The sequence below is a fragment of the Sinorhizobium terangae genome, from assembly GCF_009601505.1.
GTDB classification, from domain to species: domain Bacteria; phylum Pseudomonadota; class Alphaproteobacteria; order Rhizobiales; family Rhizobiaceae; genus Sinorhizobium; species Sinorhizobium terangae.
In genome coordinates this window covers 1-15,707 of record NZ_WITC01000023.1, presented here as the reverse complement: position 1 = coordinate 15,707, position 15,707 = coordinate 1, and the positions used below count along the sequence as shown (strand labels likewise).

Annotated in this window: 27 protein-coding genes and 4 pseudogenes; 13 read left to right on the top strand and 18 right to left on the bottom strand. The window is 58.9% G+C overall.

All coding sequences use genetic code 11. From position 1 onward, the window contains the following. Positions 1 to 70: 70 nt before the first annotated feature. Complete coding sequence (gene pcaD / locus GHK62_RS04160) at positions 71 to 874, top strand: 3-oxoadipate enol-lactonase (protein ID WP_153437070.1); 804 nt, start codon at positions 71 to 73, stop codon at positions 872 to 874. Positions 875 to 1,576: 702 nt separating this feature from the next. On the opposite strand, the gene GHK62_RS04155 is transcribed toward pcaD, so the two are convergent. Further along, entirely contained in the window at positions 1,577 to 1,780 is a 204-nt protein-coding gene (locus tag GHK62_RS04155) for a hypothetical protein (RefSeq protein WP_153437069.1), read from the bottom strand. Between the two features lie 383 nt (positions 1,781 to 2,163). On the opposite strand from GHK62_RS04155, the gene GHK62_RS34805 reads away from it, so the two are divergent. Beyond that, entirely contained in the window at positions 2,164 to 2,292 is a 129-nt protein-coding gene (locus GHK62_RS34805; RefSeq protein ID WP_268833745.1) for a hypothetical protein, read from the top strand. A gap of 10 nt (positions 2,293 to 2,302) precedes the next feature. Here the strand turns inward: GHK62_RS34805 and GHK62_RS04150 are convergent, their stop codons facing one another. Continuing rightward, complete coding sequence (locus tag GHK62_RS04150; protein ID WP_153437068.1) at positions 2,303 to 2,458, bottom strand: ribbon-helix-helix protein, CopG family; 156 nt, start codon at positions 2,456 to 2,458, stop codon at positions 2,303 to 2,305. A 164-nt stretch (positions 2,459 to 2,622) separates the two neighbouring features. Here GHK62_RS04150 and GHK62_RS04145 point away from each other — a divergent pair, with 164 nt between their 5' ends. Next, positions 2,623 to 2,964, top strand: coding sequence for a hypothetical protein (locus GHK62_RS04145; RefSeq protein WP_234886763.1), 342 nt, complete (start codon positions 2,623 to 2,625; stop codon positions 2,962 to 2,964). Positions 2,965 to 3,520: 556 nt separating this feature from the next. Here GHK62_RS04145 and GHK62_RS04140 read toward each other — a convergent pair. Then, positions 3,521 to 3,811 carry a hypothetical protein gene (locus GHK62_RS04140; protein WP_153437067.1) on the bottom strand — a complete coding sequence of 97 codons (291 nt, stop codon included), beginning with the start codon at positions 3,809 to 3,811 and terminating at the stop codon, positions 3,521 to 3,523. A 419-nt stretch (positions 3,812 to 4,230) separates the two neighbouring features. On the opposite strand from GHK62_RS04140, the gene GHK62_RS04135 reads away from it, so the two are divergent. Further along, positions 4,231 to 4,545, top strand: a complete 315-nt coding sequence (locus GHK62_RS04135) for a sunset domain-containing protein (protein ID WP_153437066.1) — start codon at positions 4,231 to 4,233, stop codon at positions 4,543 to 4,545. Between the two features lie 22 nt (positions 4,546 to 4,567). On the opposite strand, the gene GHK62_RS33470 is transcribed toward GHK62_RS04135, so the two are convergent. Continuing rightward, positions 4,568 to 4,741 (bottom strand): hypothetical protein, encoded by a 174-nt coding sequence (locus GHK62_RS33470; RefSeq protein ID WP_167528145.1) that lies wholly within the window; start codon positions 4,739 to 4,741, stop codon positions 4,568 to 4,570. Positions 4,742 to 4,975: 234 nt separating this feature from the next. Next, positions 4,976 to 5,401 (bottom strand): annotated as a pseudogene (locus GHK62_RS04130) (thermonuclease family protein). Positions 5,402 to 5,503: 102 nt separating this feature from the next. Between GHK62_RS04130 and GHK62_RS04125 the strand changes: the two are divergent. Beyond that, a complete protein-coding gene (locus GHK62_RS04125) occupies positions 5,504 to 5,719 on the top strand; it encodes a hypothetical protein (RefSeq protein WP_153437065.1) in 216 nt (71 codons plus the stop codon). A 106-nt stretch (positions 5,720 to 5,825) separates the two neighbouring features. Here GHK62_RS04125 and GHK62_RS35160 read toward each other — a convergent pair whose 3' ends face one another. After that, positions 5,826 to 6,128, bottom strand: coding sequence for a hypothetical protein (locus tag GHK62_RS35160; protein ID WP_380786274.1), 303 nt, complete (start codon positions 6,126 to 6,128; stop codon positions 5,826 to 5,828). A 22-nt stretch (positions 6,129 to 6,150) separates the two neighbouring features. Beyond that, positions 6,151 to 6,561 carry a hypothetical protein gene (locus GHK62_RS04115; protein ID WP_234886761.1) on the bottom strand — a complete coding sequence of 137 codons (411 nt, stop codon included), beginning with the start codon at positions 6,559 to 6,561 and terminating at the stop codon, positions 6,151 to 6,153. A 105-nt stretch (positions 6,562 to 6,666) separates the two neighbouring features. On the opposite strand from GHK62_RS04115, the pseudogene GHK62_RS04110 reads away from it, so the two are divergent. After that, positions 6,667 to 7,239, top strand: a pseudogene (locus tag GHK62_RS04110) (ATP-dependent DNA ligase); the annotation flags it as partial. Positions 7,240 to 7,389: 150 nt separating this feature from the next. Here the strand turns inward: GHK62_RS04110 and GHK62_RS04105 are convergent. The 3 genes from GHK62_RS04105 to GHK62_RS33465 all read right to left on the bottom strand — a co-directional run bounded on the left by GHK62_RS04105 (position 7,390) and on the right by GHK62_RS33465 (position 8,736). After that, positions 7,390 to 7,986 carry a general stress protein gene (locus tag GHK62_RS04105; protein ID WP_153437064.1) on the bottom strand — a complete coding sequence of 199 codons (597 nt, stop codon included), beginning with the start codon at positions 7,984 to 7,986 and terminating at the stop codon, positions 7,390 to 7,392. Between the two features lie 40 nt (positions 7,987 to 8,026). Continuing rightward, complete coding sequence (locus tag GHK62_RS04100; RefSeq protein WP_153437063.1) at positions 8,027 to 8,338, bottom strand: PepSY domain-containing protein; 312 nt, start codon at positions 8,336 to 8,338, stop codon at positions 8,027 to 8,029. 224 nt (positions 8,339 to 8,562) lie between these two features. Continuing rightward, positions 8,563 to 8,736 carry a hypothetical protein gene (locus GHK62_RS33465; RefSeq protein ID WP_167528144.1) on the bottom strand — a complete coding sequence of 58 codons (174 nt, stop codon included), beginning with the start codon at positions 8,734 to 8,736 and terminating at the stop codon, positions 8,563 to 8,565. 231 nt (positions 8,737 to 8,967) lie between these two features. On the opposite strand from GHK62_RS33465, the pseudogene GHK62_RS35155 reads away from it, so the two are divergent. Next, positions 8,968 to 9,090: pseudogene (locus GHK62_RS35155) on the top strand (hypothetical protein); the annotation flags it as partial. Positions 9,091 to 9,180: 90 nt separating this feature from the next. After that, positions 9,181 to 9,552: a low affinity iron permease family protein gene (locus tag GHK62_RS04095; protein ID WP_184108458.1), complete on the top strand. Its 372-nt coding sequence runs from the start codon at positions 9,181 to 9,183 to the stop codon at positions 9,550 to 9,552. On the opposite strand, the gene GHK62_RS04090 is transcribed toward GHK62_RS04095, so the two are convergent. Beyond that, complete coding sequence (locus GHK62_RS04090) at positions 9,532 to 9,795, bottom strand: hypothetical protein (protein WP_153437061.1); 264 nt, start codon at positions 9,793 to 9,795, stop codon at positions 9,532 to 9,534. The two genes, GHK62_RS04095 and GHK62_RS04090, sit on opposite strands and share 21 nt — an antisense overlap. Positions 9,796 to 9,950: 155 nt before the next feature. Further along, positions 9,951 to 10,346 carry a PRC-barrel domain-containing protein gene (locus tag GHK62_RS04085; RefSeq protein ID WP_153437060.1) on the bottom strand — a complete coding sequence of 132 codons (396 nt, stop codon included), beginning with the start codon at positions 10,344 to 10,346 and terminating at the stop codon, positions 9,951 to 9,953. A gap of 65 nt (positions 10,347 to 10,411) precedes the next feature. Between GHK62_RS04085 and GHK62_RS34065 the strand changes: the two genes are divergently transcribed. Beyond that, positions 10,412 to 10,591, top strand: a complete 180-nt coding sequence (locus GHK62_RS34065; RefSeq protein WP_327790994.1) for an ATP dependent DNA ligase — start codon at positions 10,412 to 10,414, stop codon at positions 10,589 to 10,591. Here GHK62_RS34065 and GHK62_RS04080 read toward each other — a convergent pair. The 4 genes and pseudogenes from GHK62_RS04080 to GHK62_RS04070 all read right to left on the bottom strand — a co-directional run bounded on the left by GHK62_RS04080 (position 10,588) and on the right by GHK62_RS04070 (position 11,997). Further along, positions 10,588 to 10,749: a hypothetical protein gene (locus GHK62_RS04080; RefSeq protein WP_153437059.1), complete on the bottom strand. Its 162-nt coding sequence runs from the start codon at positions 10,747 to 10,749 to the stop codon at positions 10,588 to 10,590. The two genes, GHK62_RS34065 and GHK62_RS04080, sit on opposite strands and share 4 nt — an antisense overlap. Positions 10,750 to 11,196: 447 nt before the next feature. Next, the gene (locus GHK62_RS33460; protein ID WP_167528143.1) at positions 11,197 to 11,463 is read right to left on the bottom strand and encodes a hypothetical protein; all 267 of its coding nucleotides are present in this window, start codon (positions 11,461 to 11,463) and stop codon (positions 11,197 to 11,199) included. Then, positions 11,449 to 11,720, bottom strand: a pseudogene (locus tag GHK62_RS34060) (terminase large subunit domain-containing protein); the annotation flags it as partial. The pseudogene GHK62_RS34060 and the gene GHK62_RS33460, both read right to left, overlap by 15 nt. Next, positions 11,608 to 11,997, bottom strand: coding sequence for a DUF5681 domain-containing protein (locus tag GHK62_RS04070; RefSeq protein ID WP_153437058.1), 390 nt, complete (start codon positions 11,995 to 11,997; stop codon positions 11,608 to 11,610). The gene GHK62_RS04070 and the pseudogene GHK62_RS34060, both read right to left, overlap by 113 nt. A 91-nt stretch (positions 11,998 to 12,088) precedes the next feature. Here GHK62_RS04070 and GHK62_RS04065 point away from each other — a divergent pair, with 91 nt between their 5' ends. Next, positions 12,089 to 12,334: a BrnT family toxin gene (locus tag GHK62_RS04065; protein WP_153437057.1), complete on the top strand. Its 246-nt coding sequence runs from the start codon at positions 12,089 to 12,091 to the stop codon at positions 12,332 to 12,334. Continuing rightward, on the top strand, positions 12,334 to 12,657 hold the full coding sequence (locus tag GHK62_RS04060) for a BrnA antitoxin family protein (RefSeq protein WP_153437056.1): 324 nt from the start codon (positions 12,334 to 12,336) through the stop codon (positions 12,655 to 12,657). The genes GHK62_RS04065 and GHK62_RS04060 overlap by 1 nt, the downstream gene beginning before the upstream one ends. Here GHK62_RS04060 and GHK62_RS04055 read toward each other — a convergent pair whose 3' ends face one another. Together GHK62_RS04055 and GHK62_RS04050 are read right to left on the bottom strand one after the other, a co-directional pair. After that, positions 12,658 to 12,942: a phage fiber-tail adaptor protein gene (locus GHK62_RS04055; RefSeq protein ID WP_153437055.1), complete on the bottom strand. Its 285-nt coding sequence runs from the start codon at positions 12,940 to 12,942 to the stop codon at positions 12,658 to 12,660. Positions 12,943 to 12,953: 11 nt separating this feature from the next. Further along, the gene (locus GHK62_RS04050) at positions 12,954 to 13,616 is read right to left on the bottom strand and encodes a hypothetical protein (RefSeq protein ID WP_153437054.1); all 663 of its coding nucleotides are present in this window, start codon (positions 13,614 to 13,616) and stop codon (positions 12,954 to 12,956) included. Positions 13,617 to 14,022: 406 nt separating this feature from the next. On the opposite strand from GHK62_RS04050, the gene GHK62_RS34055 reads away from it, so the two are divergent. Then, the gene (locus GHK62_RS34055) at positions 14,023 to 14,301 is read left to right on the top strand and encodes a hypothetical protein (RefSeq protein WP_327790993.1); all 279 of its coding nucleotides are present in this window, start codon (positions 14,023 to 14,025) and stop codon (positions 14,299 to 14,301) included. Between the two features lie 509 nt (positions 14,302 to 14,810). Beyond that, positions 14,811 to 15,608, top strand: coding sequence for a trehalose-phosphatase (gene otsB / locus GHK62_RS04040; RefSeq protein ID WP_153437053.1), 798 nt, complete (start codon positions 14,811 to 14,813; stop codon positions 15,606 to 15,608). The last annotated feature ends 99 nt before the right edge of the window (positions 15,609 to 15,707 follow it).

The following is a 15,707-nucleotide window of genomic DNA, read 5'->3' as shown; positions in this document are numbered from 1 at the left end:
TCGGGCAGCGCCGGTTTCGCCCCGGCGCTGCTGAAACCCATTCTTCAATCCGGTTCGTGAGTATTGATTCATGCCTTTTCTTGATCTTTCCAGTCATCGTCTCCACTACCGCATCGACGGCGACAAGGATGGGTGCCAAGGCAAGCCATGGCTTATGTTCTGCAATTCGCTCGGCACCGACCTGCACATGTGGGACGCGCAGGTGGCTGGACTGCGGCCTTATTTCCGCATACTGCGGTATGACCGCCGCGGTCATGGCCGGTCCTCCGTTCCACTGCCGCCATACGGCCTGTCCGACCTCGGCAATGATGCGCTCGCGCTGCTCGATGCGCTGGAAATAGAGCGAGTGCATTTCTGCGGTCTTTCTATTGGCGGCCTCACAGGGCAGTGGCTAGGTATCCACGCCGGAGAGCGCTTCGGCAAGATCGCTGTGTGCGCGGCATCCGCGAAGATCGGTACCGCAGAAAGCTGGACCACGCGAATGGACGCCGTGCGGGAGAATGGTCTTGCGGCACTGACCCCTGCCACCGTCGAGCGCTGGTTCACTCCGGGGTTCAGCGCAGTCGAACCCCGGAGTGTCGGCAAGGTGCTCGACAGTTTTGTCGCGACCTCGATCGATGGATATATCGGCTGCTGCGCGGCTTTGGCCGGAGCCGACCTGCGGGAAGACATCGGACTGATCGCCAATCCTCTGCTGGCCGTCTCCGGCGATGACGATCCGGTGTGTCCGCCAGCCGATCTGGAAGATATTTCCCTGCGCGTTCAGCGGGGCCGGCACCTGTCGTTGCCAGGCCGGCATATCGTTAATATCGAATCGAGGCGGGCATTCAATGTCGCGCTTCTTGAATTTTTTGGCAGCAGCACTCGCCGCTGAGATCGATGTCGTGGACCGTAAAGGCGATGTTGCCGGTGACGGCTTTGGCTGACCTTGAATTGAGTGTCAGCATGAACTGCAGCCCTGAGCTTGAACGAAAGGGAAGGACGAGCGTGGCGTTGGCTACGTCAAGCGCAACGCGATCGCCGGCCGAGCACCGTTTGGACAGTTGCGGGAAGCTGTTTGTGCCCAGCTCGACCGCGCAGTTCGACTGAACTCGGCGGACAAGGTTTCTTGGATCAGGAAACCGGTCTTGCTCTGCTGGTTGATGATTTTGTCGGACTTCTCGGATACTGCACAGTGTCGATGCTCATTGGCGTCAGCCGGCAAACCAAGGTCAGAGCAGCAGTCGAGCGGCAATTCAGGAATGTTTCCTCCATCATGACCGAGGACCGCCGGCGGTCTCTATCGCTACTACATGGAGAAGTACGAATGCGGTTGCGCAGAGGCTACGGGCCGGGCCGTTGATGACGGCCGAAGCGGGACCAGCAGGTGGTAGCGAAGGCAGGTGACGCCGTCAGAGGCAGATGTCGCACAAAGGATTTTCGGCGTCGGTGACCTCCCACCAGTGAGTCGGGCACGCTACAATGGAGCCACGTTTTCCTCGTCACCGAAAGAAAGAGCGGCGTCCTGCGAGGGGCGAGGACACCGCTCCGTTCTCCAGTCGCATAAGGGATGCGACGCTATTAAACGCGAATGCTCTCAATTGGTTCCTGAAGGCGGATTTGGCTTTTCAGCTTCCCCAGCATTATTTTCCTCATGATCCAACTGTTGCAGGAGATCGACGAACTTCCGGGGCAGCGGCTTGACTTGGAACACAGGAAGAGACCGGAGGAAGGCGGTGTTGGACTCCTTTGACACCATGCTGCGTATGCGCCTCGCCAGGTCGGGATTTGGCTTGCGCATGGCTACGCTCCTAACAGGAGACGGAATAGCGCAGCCGGGAAAAATGTTCCCTGGTACCGCGCGGGACATGCCCGGCCCAATTACGGTTGTGTAGGTTAGGTGGACGGTTGCTTAATAGGGGATGCCGGCCTGTCGTCGGCTGATCAGGAAAAGGCGCGGCCGAAGCTGGAGAAGATTGGGGAGACCTACGGCAAGCGTGATATCCTCCAACTGGAGATAGTTAGCTATCTGCGGTCAATTGGCCGCTACATGGACGTGGGCGCGAAAGGGGCTGGGTAGAGCAGCCACTGTCATCGCACTGTTACGTGTCGCCGACTAAAATCCTAAAGTTGAGCCGGTTCTATAGAACCGTCAATATTTGTCGACATCACCGGGAGGCGATGATGAACCTCGATCTAACCGAGATGATCGTTGGAATCGGTGCGGCAGTATTCGTGCTGGTAACATTAATCGCTATCGCTCCGGAATTTGGCGCTCAGACGCCGCCGACGTCGATCGCTGCGCTGCCGTAAACGCCGACACTTATGCGCTGCTACCGTCATCCAGGTCGTGGAGGGGTAGAAAGCCGTATCCCTCCAGCCATTCGCGAAAGATGAGGCGGATTAGCTCTGCCCGGGTCATCTCGAGTTCTTCGCAGGCGAGATCCAGCGCCATCTCAACGTCGTCGTCGAAAGTCATTGTTTTCCGCGCAACTACCGCCAGGAGCTTGTATGCTCACACAGCGCACGTTGCAGTCAAGGATTAGGGGGTCACCCAAACGGGCTAATGTGATTGACCACGGCATTTGCGTACAATGCCGCTTTGTAAGGGCGTAGGTGTCTCATTCCGATTGGAGCCGCCGAATGACCCCTTTTAGATCGGTAATTCTTGCTTTGATCGCGTCGGCGACGTTCGACGATGGCTACGCCCATCGGGCCAGCCTGTGGACCTATCCGCCTGCATGCTGCAATGGCACTGACGTTGGTGGCGATTGCGAGAGAATCCCAGGCGGAACTGTCAAGAAAGGTCGCCTTGGCTTTTCGGTCGTCCTCCACCCCGGCGATCATCACCTGGTCACGACCGAGCATCGATTCCTGATACCATATGGCGGCGAGATCCCATCCGGGGACAGCGATTTCCACATCTGCCTACATCCGAATGAGTATCACGTGAACTGTTTCTTCGCACCTGCGGACGGGTTTTGACTGGCCTTCGGCTGCAACAAAAAGGCCGGGTTAACCCGATTTTCCTTCGTCGCCTTCAGCCATTGCCACTACATCCGTGGTCAATGGCGAGATGGAATATTGGTCCCGTCGTTTGTGACGACTGCGTAACAACCGCGCAACACGACCAGGCGTCCGCAGGGGGAGAGCAGGAAGGGCGACCCTCGCAATAGTCTCTCATGGAACGGATGACCGATAGGCGAACGCCGAATACAGTAGGAGCGTGGCCGATACGAGCATCACTAAGTGGGCGTTTTTCCAAACAAGGTCGCTAAAAAATTCTTGGTCAGCGAAATCGGGGTACCTTGGCTTTTCGCTCGTGTCCGTAGCGCGGGGAGGCTGGACCGCAGGTTGTGCAATCGATTCCTCCTCCAAAATGCTTACTGCGACGCCGGTTGATGGACGCCTTTCGGCTTCGCCTGCTCAGGCCTTGCATTGCTGTCTTTCGTTCCCATTGATTATCTCCTTCGGGAGAAGAAGGGCGTCGGGAAGCTTGGCAGTGTTTCGTGGCCAGCCGGAAGGAATGGGGCTCCACCCGCTACTCCTTGCCATCCAACACAATCTTCAACGTTCTTATGATGTCGGCCGCATCCAAGAGTGCGTCTCTAATCTCGGACGCGGGAAGACTATCGCCGCGCGCCGCGGCAACCTGCAGATCGATCACGACATCCTTCGTCCGGTTTCTGCCTCGCATGCCGGTTTGCTCGCGCATGTCGCCTATTGCGGCGATCGAGCGATTGAGCAGCCGCTTGACCTCGAACGGAGATAGTCGGTCGGCCTCGTTTGCTGCTCTAATAAGCTCGGCAATGAAGGCGGTAGTCGGGGTCATGGGCCTCTCCTGAAGGGAGTGCAAAACCACGCACTAACTGCTGATCAGACCGGCCGAGCAGCCTCCTTCCGCACTTCCGGCATAGAGGCGAACTTGGCCGGAAATTGGTTCTCCACTCGCCTGCCACAGTCTTCCTGTTCTCCGGCCAGGTTGCGGACTTGCCGCCGGTGTGAAGCCATACGCCACGCAGATCCTTGCTGCTGTGTTAGGCTCCGGTATTGGCGTTGCTGACACAATCGCCGCTGCCATCAGTGGGCGGCGTGACCACGTCAGTCCTCAATGGCTGGTCGTCGCCGCCTACGCCACACCAGCAGCGCGCCGGCGGGTAATCAGTCAGCAGCAACTAACCCGTTTGTGCAGCTTTCGCTAAAGTGTGTTCCTCTCTACCGTCATGGCGCGAAACCTGCGCGGAGAGGGGAATGCGCTATCGTTCGAGCTATCAGCGTCCAAGGCGGCTGTCGATCCTGTCATTCCCAGGCCTGTTGATCGGCGCGGTAGCCGTTGGTGCGGCCGGCGGCATGACAGCATCGGACTTGATTGCCTCACTGAGCGGCGGCACAGGCGGCTCCTGCAACATCAAGGGAAATGTAAGCATCGACACCGGAGAGCGGATCTTCCATGTTCCCGGCCAGCGGTATTACTCGCAGACGAAAATCAGCCCGCAATACGGAGAGCGCTGGTTCTGTTCGGAGTTCGAGGCTTGGGCCGCTGGTTGGCGGAAATCGAAGGTGTGACCGTGGTCAAATCGGCGCAACCTCACAAACGCCTAATCGCCGACATCAGCACGTCGAGCTTCGATCTCGATGGGCCAAAGCGCCGGTAGAGATCCTCGGCGCGCTTTCTACTCAGGCCGTAGGTCGCGGTAAATTCGTCGAGCGTATAGGTTGAGGTGCGATCGGTCGATCGAGGATGTGCGCTATCCCGGCTCATGACCAGGATATAACCGCACCGCGCTCGGTCTGTTCCCTATCGCGCATCACTACCATTCCAACTACCTACGCGTGCAGGGACACTGGCGTAATCTTCCCGGGATACTGAGATATTGTTGGCCTTCCGAACGGAAGGTACTTTTCCTGCAAAACTCCCTGAAAATCGATAGGCGAGGTGTGGCGCCAAGCGGCTTCGCCTAGAGCCGTCCGAAGTCTCTGACTTCGGCAGGGCCCCTCAGCAGGCTGTCTCGCGCCCTATGCGCTCTGCGCGCGCCCGGCACGGTAACTCAAAATGGCCGCGTCAAACGCCGACACCGCTCGACCGTGCGGATTGCTGAGCATCCGCGTAGGCGCCGTTGCTATAGCGGCTCCAATCAACAGCATTGCCGCTTCCGACGAGCCAGTTGTTGACCTCGCGACCGTCCGCGCGGAAACAGACGCCCACGAACCGCTGAATATCGGTCGCGCGCGATGAGCAACGAGTGGGGCGGGATTCGGCGAGAAACCGGTCGAGCGCGAACGCCGCCGCTTTGCCGCACCGGTAGGCGCCGACGTCGCCGTCGATGACGGTGGCGCGGCCCACAATGTCTTCTGCGAATGCCGGCTGCCAGGCTACGGCGGCAAGAATGCAGGCCAATATTAGCTCTCTCAACGAGTCCACGAAGTCTTCCTATGCTTAGGCTGTCTGAGGACTGGAAAATTCGCGCTGCCCCACCAACATCTGTCTGATCATCAACAAGGCTTTGATTGGAGGGTCAAAGAGATGGTCTTGTTTTCCGATTTCGTTATTGATGAGCGCGAGTTGTCGATGCTGCAACGTGTTCACAATCACGCTTGTTCATTCAAAGAATTGGAACCGGAAAGCGAGGAAGGCGTCGAGATTGGTAAGATGCTCTTCCATTTGTATCGACAGGGTATTCGCGATGAGCTTGCCCTTGTGCAAATGCTTACAGATGGGGCGCATCCAATCTGTTTGTGACGATTCAGCCGGCACGTGCTTGATCGCGCTGGCGCTTTCACTATCTATAACGGTGAGCGACGTTCGAAGCGGTTCCCTTGGATGGAACAGGGCGAGCAGGCCCAAGCTATGATGAATACGTCGCGATCGGAGCTGCAGGGACCGACACCCTCTGCAGCTCTCTGTATTTGTGGGCTACGCCATTTCGCGATCTTGAGGAGCGGGGCCCGGCCCGCCCCACCATCATCGTCACCCTGCCACGCCCCTGCCAATAATCGCCGAGCGCCTCTTTCGCCTGCTGGCCGTCAAGCCGAGTTAATAGCCTCTGCAGCAACTGGTGCTCCGAAATTCCGCTTTCTGGCGGTAGGTATTCGGCGATTTCCTTCTGGCAATCCCAGATCAGCTTTTTCATTTTGGGAGCGTCGACCATGGTCTCTGCACCCTAGGTCGGGTCAACACCTGCGGCTGATCAATGGTTCTTTCAGAGGCTTGCCATCCGGGCCGTAGCCTTTCTCCGCAAGGGCCTCCTCCCAGAGCTTTCTATATCCCTTGCGCCATTCCTCTCGTTCGAGCATGCATTGCAGGTCCTCTGGCAACATGCCGGGCCATTCGCATCGCAGAACGGCGTCGTAGCATTTCTCGGCTTCGATCGCGGCTTCCCTGGCGGAATCGGCCTGTCCGTTCGGGCGCGCCCACCTGTTGGCATTCTTTGCGTGATTCCATGTCATGTACCAATTCCACCACCCCATGTGGTACCAGTGGATGTGTGCGATATGTCGGCTGCCGTCGTACCCGGAAAAGTGTTTCGGGGCATCCGGCCAGGTTTGGCGCCACTGGTATTTCAGTTTGGGTTCGTCGGACATGCGTCGTCCTCCTCGGTTGAGGTTGTCGATATCCCACATGTCATGGATGGCGCGCCGCTTCGCCTTGGTCGCGTTCTCAATATGTTCTCATCATCCGTTTAGTCAATGCCTGCGCGCGTCGATCCCTGTGTCGCCTCGCTGGTCGACGAGCCGCCGAAAGGGCCGGACTGGGTCTTCGATGTGAAATGAGATGGCTACCGGCTTGCGGTGCATATCGAGCCGGATCATCACGCGCGGCGGCTATGACTAGACCGAGCGCTTTCCCTCGATTGCCGATGATGCGCGGCTGCTTGCCGTGAAACGGGCATCCTCGACGGCGAGGCCGTCGTGCTCGACGGTAAGGGCCCTTCCGACTTCGGAATGCTGCAGCGCGCTCTTGGCCGCCTACCGTGGTCGCATGAAGCTGGCGCAATCGTCCTCTACGCATTCGACCTCCTTTATCTCGACGGTCGCGAGCTACGTCTGCTGCCGCTCCGCGAGCGCCGGCGTCTGCTCGAGCCGCTCGTCGCGGGCAGGGAAGGGTGGTTTCGGCTATCGGAGGAGGTGGAGGCCGACGGCGAAGAGTTTTTCCGGGTCGAATGCGCGCACGGCCTTGAAGGGACCATCGCCAAGCACCGCGAGAAGCCCTACCGCTCCGGCCGGGGCGGCTGGTGGCAGACGCGCCTGGACCGACGACGGAAAGTTGCGCGGTCCGTCGTTCACGGGGATCAAGGAACGGGCGGATGATGCCAGAGTGTATCAGTTTAGCCCAAGCCAGTCACCGGAGATGAGGAACGCAGTTCGCAAAACCCCGCCGAAGCGGGGTTTATGGCGAGGCCGGCATACACGTCAAATGCGGTATCTGTTACGCTCGCGCTCAATCTCCTCCGATGTGTACGGGTCCAAGTTTTCGTCGAAGCGTGTCCACCCCTGAGCAGCGTAGGCGCGCCGACGTTCGACTGGGTCGACCCAATTGTTGCGCTCCAGGATCGCCGCCGCTTGAGGTGCGAGCGTCTCATCGACACGTGCCGTCACGAGCGTCCCGCCGCGACGCACGCCTTCAGCGTAAAAATGGGCCTCTTCTTCCGGGACGCCGGAGTCTGTCAGCGCCCCTATGATGCCGCCAGCGGCGCCGCCGGCCACTGCGCCCGCAACAGCTCCGGCGGCAGTGGATGCAAGCCATCCGGCAGCAACAACGGGTCCAACGCCGGGAATTGCCAGCAGGCCAAGGCCAGTCAGAAGACCGATCGCGCCACCGCCTGTAGCACCCAGCCCGGCCCCGGTTCCCGCTCCTTCGGCGGCGCCGGAGGCTTCGTCGGAGTAACGCTCTCCTGCATTGTTTGCGACTATGCTGATATCATCGGACGGAATGCCGGCCGCTTCCAATTCGCTCACGGCTCCGCGGGCGTCGGCGTAGTCGTCGAAAAGCCCAGACACGGTTCTCATGCTTGTACTCCTGTGTTCAATGATTAGGCCCGCTTGGCGCTCAAAGCGCAGTTACGTTACCTTGGTAATCGAGGGCGACGGAAACGGACTTTCCGCTTTTCATCGCTGTGGCGCGCCAAACCCCCTTGTCGTCCAGCTTTAGCCCTTTCACATCGGTGTAGCCGGCCTCTTCAATACGCTCCTTAGCCTGATCTTCGGTGAAGCTGTTCGCGCCCTCCACTGGTGCGGTCGGATTGTTGCTCTCAGGAGTGGCGACAGCCGGAGTTTCCCCTGACGGAGATGCTGTCTGCGCGAACGCCGGGACCGTGACAGCGCCCATCAGCGCTGCCGCCGCAATAATCAGAAATTTCATAGGATTACCTCTGCTTCAAGTGTCGGCAGAGAGAACACACGGATCGAGGATTGGTTCCGCCGATTCTGAATTTTGGTATGCCGGCGGGGAAACGTGCCGAGATACCGATGAATGAGGAAATAGGTTGAGCAACAGCGGATCGTCCAACTCGGGCACCGGGGGAAGAGGAGCGGTGTGGTGGCAGTGTTCCACTCACCCGCGGCCGCATTGAAATAGTCTAGCCGTCATCTCATGCGCTTTGCCATCGCTATCAGCAGGTTCCTGTCGCGCATGCCGGATTGGTAGCCGATGAATAGTCGCCTGGCGATTGTTTCAGCTTCTTGGCAATTGCGGGCTATTTTCTCGGCAGCAAGAATCTCCCTGAAGACTTCATCCAGGAATGTAAACGCTGCCGGCATGATTGGGTCGGATCTGGTACCGTATGACGGATACAACGCGCCACCTCCTCAATCGGGGCGAAAGAGAAATCATCGCTCAGCAGGCGGCGTCCATTTCCAACCGCGGCTGATGAGGAGATCATGCGCCTCGAGCGGAAAGGCAGCAATTAACAAAGACAAGACTCAATAAGATAAAAAGCCCGGACTAATCGACCTTCCTGCGCGAGTGAAGAGCGGCAAGCCGGCGGAGTCGCTGCGCCGAAGGGCGCGACTTTCACACAACCGCTGCCCGTCGCAGAAGTCGAGTATCGCGCCTGGACCGCTGACCGGAAGCTGCGGCGTCCGTCATTCCAAGGGGATAAGAAAGGCGGCTGATGGTGGGAGCATGCGTCAGAAAATACTTAGTCCGAACCAGATCTCCCCCTGACGCGTTAATGAGAGCACCGATTCATGGGAGAACCGATAGTGGATCAACTTCTTTTTCGAATGGCTGATTTTCTTTCTCGCCCTCCGGGTTTCTATTTCTTAATTGCGGCAATGGTTATCAGCACCGCTTTGGTGCCTTTCGGTCTCACAAACGTTGTCACCTATGCACTGTCAGTCGCAGCAATAGTGATCACCAGCGTCGTTTTAATCCAAGGCTACCGTGACACGGCGGCAATCCACGCCAAGCTTGACGAAATCATCGTGTCAATGCGCGAGACCCGGAACGAGGTGGTTGGCCTTGAGCACGAACAGCCAGAGCACATCGCGGCGGCCGTCGAGCGGCTGGAAGAGGAAGCCAATGGGCGAGGCAGGCTCGTGAAAAACGGCAAGTCAATGCACGGTGTGGATTGATTGCTCGAGGAAGCTGCGAATTCCATCGCGCTTAACGGTCGCCAGAAATTCCTCGAACGCATCGCGATCGGTAGCAAATCGGTCATCCCAGATGGTCGAGTAACCTTCTTGGTCGACAACCTCCAACATCCAGTCGCCGTTTGTGCCGGTGGGGCGGTAAATGCAGATTGTGACCATGACATCATCATCGACGAATTCGCCGCAGAAGACAGAAAATTCGTACTGCTGTTCGCTTTCAGGCATCGCCATTTCCGTGGGCTAACATTTTGAGAGGGCGGATCATACGCGGGTGTTCGACCTATCAACATAGCAACCATGATGGATGAATTGAACGATCATCGCGCCGCGGCACGGCGCGATGATCAACTCGGCGTGAATGGTCTTTATCCTTGGGGGCCTTACATCGTCGAGCGCGTCACGCCGTAGTATTCGTCAATGCCACGTCCGTATTCCGGGCTCGACCAATCGGGAGTAGTCCCTTCGTCAAAATATGGTGCGTCCTCCAATCGGTCCCGGTCGAGATCTACAACATACCCGCCTTGGCGCTCATCGTATTCCAGCATTTGCCAAGGCACTGGATGGTAACTGTTGCCCATACCCAAGAAGCCACCAAACGACATGACCGCATAGGCGACCTGTCCAGACCTCTTACCGATCATCACGTCGTAGATTGACCCCAGCGACTCTCCCTGAGTGTTGTAGACATTGGTACCTTCGACCTTGCTGGCCGCTATCAAATTTCCGGTTTCTTCTTTTGCGACATCGCCGCTGCGCGAAGTATCGTAATCGGTCATCATGCCCTCCTTAGGCTTGAGCACCGCCTCCTTTGGGGTGTGCAATCAAACGCTGATGTCGATAAGTGGTTCCGGTGCGCGTCGACGTTTTACCCCGCCAAACCCCGAGGTGGCCGCTAACCCCGCTCGTAGTTGAGATCGGATACCGCGCCTGGAACGACGACGGGGCGCTGCGGCACCCGTCGTTCAAGGGGATCAGGGGACGAGACTACGATGCAACTGTGTTCGAAATCTCCGAGCCCTAGCCTGGTTCTTTCACATCGAGAATGATTTTCGGAGTCCTGACGATGTCGGCCGCGTCCAAGAGTGCGTCTCTCACTTCGGCTGCGGGCAAGCCATCAGCGCGGGCCGCGGCAACCTGCAGATCAATCACCACATCCTTTATCCGGTTGGTGCCTTGCATGCAGGTCTGCTCGCGCCCTTGATATTGATTTCGTAAGGCTGCCCTTTTCCGTTGAATTGATCACCACCGCAGCGACGAGCTGTCGGAATGGGGCGGCAATTTCCGGCGATGGCTCGCCGTCCTTTTCACGTACGATCTGGGCCAAACTCTCGATGTTCTCGCGGAACCGCTTCACGGCCTTGGGCTGGATCTCTATTACGTTCGCTGGCTCTTGCGTGGTCTCCAGGATAGTCTTCTGTCGGCTTCTTAGAGGAGGCGTTCCGCACTTGCGCGCGCCCTTTGGGCATCGCCACGCAGGCGCTTCTGTTCCGTCTGATAGGCATCTACATAGGCTTCAATGATGCTGGTATCGGCGAATTTGCGCGTTCGGCTCGTCGGAGCCATAGACGTTGTCGAATTGGGACAGCGAAACGATGTCGCAGGCTTCATTGATCGCGGTCAGCAGCGTCATTGATCTTCCTCGCGCACAATTACATCATCTGTGCACGCCAGAATCCGCGCCTTGCCGTATTCGATGGCACCCATGGTTGACTCAGACGTCGGCCATGTTGACCACACGTCATAGCCGCAGCAGGGTTTAGCGCCGATCAAGACGACATCGGTAAAACCTTGCGCCATAGCGCGCGCGAGTATCTCACGAACACGGTTTTCGATTTCCCAAATGACTCTTTCGTCGGCCTCGTCGCCGACGTCGGTTCCGCCTACGATCCTCATGGCGTTACCCCTCCAACCACCACTTGCGCGTTGCCCCAGCGTCTTGCCCAACTGGTTGCCCGCCATAAACAGCCGCTCGCGATACCGGCACCGGCCGCATGAAACTCCCTTAGCTTCCTGTACGGCCGGTACTTCGCCAGCAGGTTAGTGCGTCGTCTCCGGTCCAGCTCCTCCATCAGCACCACGTGTTCCCGTAGCAGCGAGGAAAGGTCCGATGGCATCGTGGAGGTCCCGGATGCGCTCGATAAGCTGGTCATCCGTCGGGTTTTCCAGGTTGTTGATGTTGACGTTCAAATCCTTCGGCAGGATCGAGGCGACGACACGCAGATATTGTTCCGGCTTCTTCCTGCGAACAGCAGCAATGACCGCAACGCCGTGCTTGTTGAAATCAGCGTGCAGCGCCTCTAGGAATGCCTCTCCCAACTTTGAGCGCGCGCCCTTTGGTTGTCCCGCTGGGTTGCCCGATTGACCCGGTTTAAACTTCAGATCGTCGCGCAGATGAGCCGGGGGCTTTTCGCCTGTATCTTCAGCCATTGGGCCGCCTCCCATTCTGTACGTACAAAAATAATTTCCGTACATACATTATTTCGTTGCTTGCCCCGGTGATTTTCTGTACGTACAATTTATGAAGATCATCTGGGACGAACCGAAGCGCATCGCCAACATCGAGAAGCACGGCCTCGACTTCGCCGACTTGTCTCTCGAATTCTTCCTTGCCTCTCTCGTCGTCCCGGCGAAGAATGGCCGCTCGAAAGCTATCGGCCGTCTTGAGGACGGAACGGTCGTCGTGATCTTCGTCACCCTCGGGACCGAGGCGCTGTCTGTCATATCCATGCGCCCGGCCCGGAAAGATGAAAGGAACCTGCTCTGATGGCTATCAAATACAAGCGCCAGGAAGAGTTCCGACCTGGGCGCGGTTACACCAAAAAGGACTGGGACGCCGTGTCCGACAACCCTCCCCTGACTGAGGAGGAGATGAAACAGGCGCGCCCGTTCAAGGAGGTCTTCCCCGATCTCTCGGAGAAGATCGAGAAGGCCGTCCGCGGTCGCCCGAAGGGGGACACGACCAAGACACCCGTAACCATCCGCCTGGATCCCGATGTCGTCGAGCACTACAAGGCTACCGGCAGAGGCTGGCAAAGCCGCATGAATGACGACCTTAGAAAGGCCGCCGGGCTGAAGAAGGCCGGTTGACTATTTGTCGCGCACCTTCAGCCTGACCGTCTGGTCGTATTTCCTGCCGCCTGCGGTCACGATGCGGTTGACGGGGCTGTAATTCGTCCCTGCGGCCCCGGCAGAAAGCCATAGGGTGGTTTCGGTCGTGTTGTGGCTGTCGCTGTCGATCGTAAGGCCGGAGCCCTCGTCGATGCTCCATGTGGAGCTTGTGATCGTATCGGACGCGCCGAGAAGCGCCGCCCAATCGAGGCTGTAATCCTTGACCTCGTTCGGGTCTTTGATCGCGGGCCACGTCAGCGCCATGTCGAGTCCTCTTATGCCGCCGCTTGCCGGGTTTCGGCTCTGACGGATGCGGCCCTGGTTTCTGCCGCCACCGAGGCAGATCGCGTCTCTGCGGCGACGACTGCCGTCCTTTGCTCTGCGAGAACCGTTGCCGTGCGCTCACTCGGGCTTGTGACCAGCAGCGGAACAGCGCGGGCAGTAACGGTGTCGCCTGTCTCTGCAAGCGAGGCGCTCGCCTGGATGATCGGCCCGCCCGTCGTTGCGAGCGTGTCGCCGTCTTCGGCAATGGCGGCATTAGCCTTGAGGCTCAGTGTCGCCGCGCTTGCGAGAGCGTCGCCTGCCTCAATTATCGAGGCCGAACCAGGGCGCGAGGCAGCCGCTATGGTTGACGTCGCCGAGAGCGTGTCGCCGCTTTCAGCTATAGCAGCCGAAGCAGCTATCCTCAGACTTGCTGAGGTCGAGACACTGTCCGACGCCTCCGTCGCAGCCAGCGAGACCCGGAGAGCGATTGCCGCAGTCGCCGCTACCGTGTCGGATGCTTCGGTCTTGCTAAGCGTCCCCTTGAGTGGGAGAGCTGAGGCAGAAGAGACCGTGTCCCCTGCTTCCGCGATCGAAGCTGAACCGCTTATCCCGCCGCCAACCGCCGCCACCTTGATTTCGACGCCGTAGCAGATCGAGTCCGTCGACGGGCTCACGTGTTGCCGAGTGTGTCGGAAATCGTGGGTATGTCGGCAGAGGCAGCGCGAGCCCCGGCAAAGGCCAGAAGCAAATCACCTGCGGTCGGCGTAAAGCTCGCCGTGGTTACCGATGTAGCTGTTGCGCCTACGGTAGACATCGCTTCGTTCACATCAGGCGCAGCGGGGTCCGGCACAGACATCCGTCCGCGCAACGTCGCCCTTCTGGCCTGCATCAAATACTAAGAGGCTCTGACATGGTTACGGTCCACAACTACGATCCGAGCACGTTCGAATACACCGGCGCGTCAGAGGCGGACGAAAGCCTCTGGAGCCTGGCGTTTATCTGATCCCGGCTTACGCTACCGAAACGGCGCCTCCCGCTGATATCCCCGGGTATATCTTCAAGTGGGACAGCAGCGAATGGGTGCCGGAGCTGATCCCGCCGACCCCGTCCGTCCATATGCCGGCGCTGTCTTCCCGCCAGATCCGCCTCGGCCTTGTCAACGGCGGATTTACAATGGCGCAGGTGTCCGCCGTCATCGACGCCATGCCAGACGGCAATGAGAACGAAACCGCCCGGATCGAGTGGGAATACGCCACCACCTTCAATCGCACGCACCCGCTCATCGCCTCCGTTGGCGCCGCGCTCGGTCTAACCGACGACGAGATCGATGCAAAGTGGAGCGCAGCGCTGACCCTCTAACGTTCGCAAAATGACCGAGGCTACAGGATACGCTTCCCAGGGTGGCCAGCCCAGGTGAGGCCCAGCGTGCTAGGTAGAAGCGCCAGGCCTCTAACCGCCTCCTCCCCGTCCGAGACGGCTGGCCCGGGCTAGCACACCGCGTCCGTCGTCTCCATTGGCCCATTCGGGTTAGGCCCTGTTAACTCCGAGGATATCGGGATGAACTTGAACACTGGCCCGAAATCCACTTGACGATAGCGGGATTGTTGCGGCGCTCGTAGTGGCAACTTCACTTCGGTGAAGGTACCGGTGACGGGTCCGCCAGCGGCGCGGCCGACCCAGCAATCCTGAGGGGTGGCAAGCAGGTTGCCCCAGCAGGCCCCCAGAGGTCCGGCCGATGGGTGGCGTCGCCTTGGTCCCAGTTTATCGTGGCCGCTCCATCACCTCGCGTACTGTTCGTTTGCACAGCAAATGTCCGCTTCATGGAAACGCAGGGTTGGCGATTGCGGGCTCTGACCTAAATATGAGGCATGTCACATCGGAAGCAGTTTCTCAGCGCCTCGAAACCGAACGCGGAATCAGCAGAGGAGTTCGTTCTCGCCGCTCTCTCAACGGATCTCAAAGGCTGGGCTCTGTTCCTCGATATCGATGGTACATTGCTTGATCTTGCCGAAACGCCCGACGCCGTAGTCGTTCCGCCCTCGCTGCCTGCGAACCTCGATGCCTTGTCGAGAAAACTCGGAGGTGCTCTGGCACTCGTGACCGGTCGCGATCTTGGCTACGCCGAACAGCTTTTTTCGCCATTCCTTTTTCCAATTGCGGGTCTTCATGGTGCTGAGCGCCGCGATCCGGACGGCCTCGTGCACAAAGCCGCCGACACGTCGGAATTTGAGCGCCTGAAGGCCGATCTTGTCGCCGATACGGCTAACTGGCCCGGTGTTGTGATCGAGGACAAGGGGGCGGCGGTCGCCGCGCACTACCGGCTTGCGCCGGACAGAAAACTCCAGCTTGAACCGCTGATCGAGCGGGCGTTGATCAGAGCAGGGCCAAACTGGACGATCCAGCATGGCAAGATGGTGATCGAAATCCGTCCGGCCCGTGCCGACAAGGGCGACGCAGTCGAGGCGTTTCTCGCGCAGCCACCTTTTACTGGGAGACGCGCAATCGCCGTCGGGGATGACGTGACCGACGAAGCGATGTTTCGCACGGCCAACCGGCTCGGCGGCTACTCGATCCGTGTCGGACCGCCGTCGCCTGCGAGCGAAGCGCTCGGCTCCGTCCCCTCTGCCGAGGCTCTGCGCGGTATCATCGCTGCATTGGTTCCCTGAATATGTGTTGGTCGCCTGAATATTTGAGCACCTGACCCATTTTCTTGCAGGAAAGGAGGTCGGCATGGGCCGTCTCGTCGTTGTTTCCAATCGCGTACC

Coding starts and splice junctions, on each gene's coding strand:
- GHK62_RS04100 (WP_153437063.1), bottom strand. CDS start 8,338: ATGAAATTTCTGATTATTGCGGCGGCAGCGCTGATGGGCGCTGTCACG.
- GHK62_RS04105 (WP_153437064.1), bottom strand. CDS start 7,986: ATGAGAACCGTGTCTGGGCTTTTCGACGACTACGCCGACGCCCGCGGA.
- GHK62_RS04125 (WP_153437065.1), top strand. CDS start 5,504: ATGGTCTTGTTTTCCGATTTCGTTATTGATGAGCGCGAGTTGTCGATG.
- GHK62_RS33465 (WP_167528144.1), bottom strand. CDS start 8,736: ATGCCGGCAGCGTTTACATTCCTGGATGAAGTCTTCAGGGAGATTCTT.
- GHK62_RS04090 (WP_153437061.1), bottom strand. CDS start 9,795: ATGCCTGAAAGCGAACAGCAGTACGAATTTTCTGTCTTCTGCGGCGAA.
- GHK62_RS34805 (WP_268833745.1), top strand. CDS start 2,164: ATGAACCTCGATCTAACCGAGATGATCGTTGGAATCGGTGCGGCAGTA.
- GHK62_RS04140 (WP_153437067.1), bottom strand. CDS start 3,811: ATGACCCCGACTACCGCCTTCATTGCCGAGCTTATTAGAGCAGCAAAC.
- GHK62_RS04055 (WP_153437055.1), bottom strand. CDS start 12,942: ATGGCGCTGACGTGGCCCGCGATCAAAGACCCGAACGAGGTCAAGGAT.
- GHK62_RS33470 (WP_167528145.1), bottom strand. CDS start 4,741: ATGAGCCGGGATAGCGCACATCCTCGATCGACCGATCGCACCTCAACC.
- GHK62_RS04085 (WP_153437060.1), bottom strand. CDS start 10,346: ATGACCGATTACGATACTTCGCGCAGCGGCGATGTCGCAAAAGAAGAA.
- GHK62_RS04060 (WP_153437056.1), top strand. CDS start 12,334: ATGGCTATCAAATACAAGCGCCAGGAAGAGTTCCGACCTGGGCGCGGT.
- GHK62_RS04145 (WP_234886763.1), top strand. CDS start 2,623: ATGACCCCTTTTAGATCGGTAATTCTTGCTTTGATCGCGTCGGCGACG.
- GHK62_RS35160 (WP_380786274.1), bottom strand. CDS start 6,128: ATGGTCGACGCTCCCAAAATGAAAAAGCTGATCTGGGATTGCCAGAAG.
- pcaD (WP_153437070.1), top strand. CDS start 71: ATGCCTTTTCTTGATCTTTCCAGTCATCGTCTCCACTACCGCATCGAC.
- GHK62_RS33460 (WP_167528143.1), bottom strand. CDS start 11,463: ATGAGGATCGTAGGCGGAACCGACGTCGGCGACGAGGCCGACGAAAGA.
- GHK62_RS04065 (WP_153437057.1), top strand. CDS start 12,089: ATGAAGATCATCTGGGACGAACCGAAGCGCATCGCCAACATCGAGAAG.
- GHK62_RS04070 (WP_153437058.1), bottom strand. CDS start 11,997: ATGGCTGAAGATACAGGCGAAAAGCCCCCGGCTCATCTGCGCGACGAT.
- GHK62_RS04155 (WP_153437069.1), bottom strand. CDS start 1,780: ATGCGCAAGCCAAATCCCGACCTGGCGAGGCGCATACGCAGCATGGTG.
- GHK62_RS04135 (WP_153437066.1), top strand. CDS start 4,231: ATGCGCTATCGTTCGAGCTATCAGCGTCCAAGGCGGCTGTCGATCCTG.
- GHK62_RS04080 (WP_153437059.1), bottom strand. CDS start 10,749: ATGCAAGGCACCAACCGGATAAAGGATGTGGTGATTGATCTGCAGGTT.
- otsB (WP_153437053.1), top strand. CDS start 14,811: ATGTCACATCGGAAGCAGTTTCTCAGCGCCTCGAAACCGAACGCGGAA.
- GHK62_RS04150 (WP_153437068.1), bottom strand. CDS start 2,458: ATGACTTTCGACGACGACGTTGAGATGGCGCTGGATCTCGCCTGCGAA.
- GHK62_RS04115 (WP_234886761.1), bottom strand. CDS start 6,561: ATGTCCGACGAACCCAAACTGAAATACCAGTGGCGCCAAACCTGGCCG.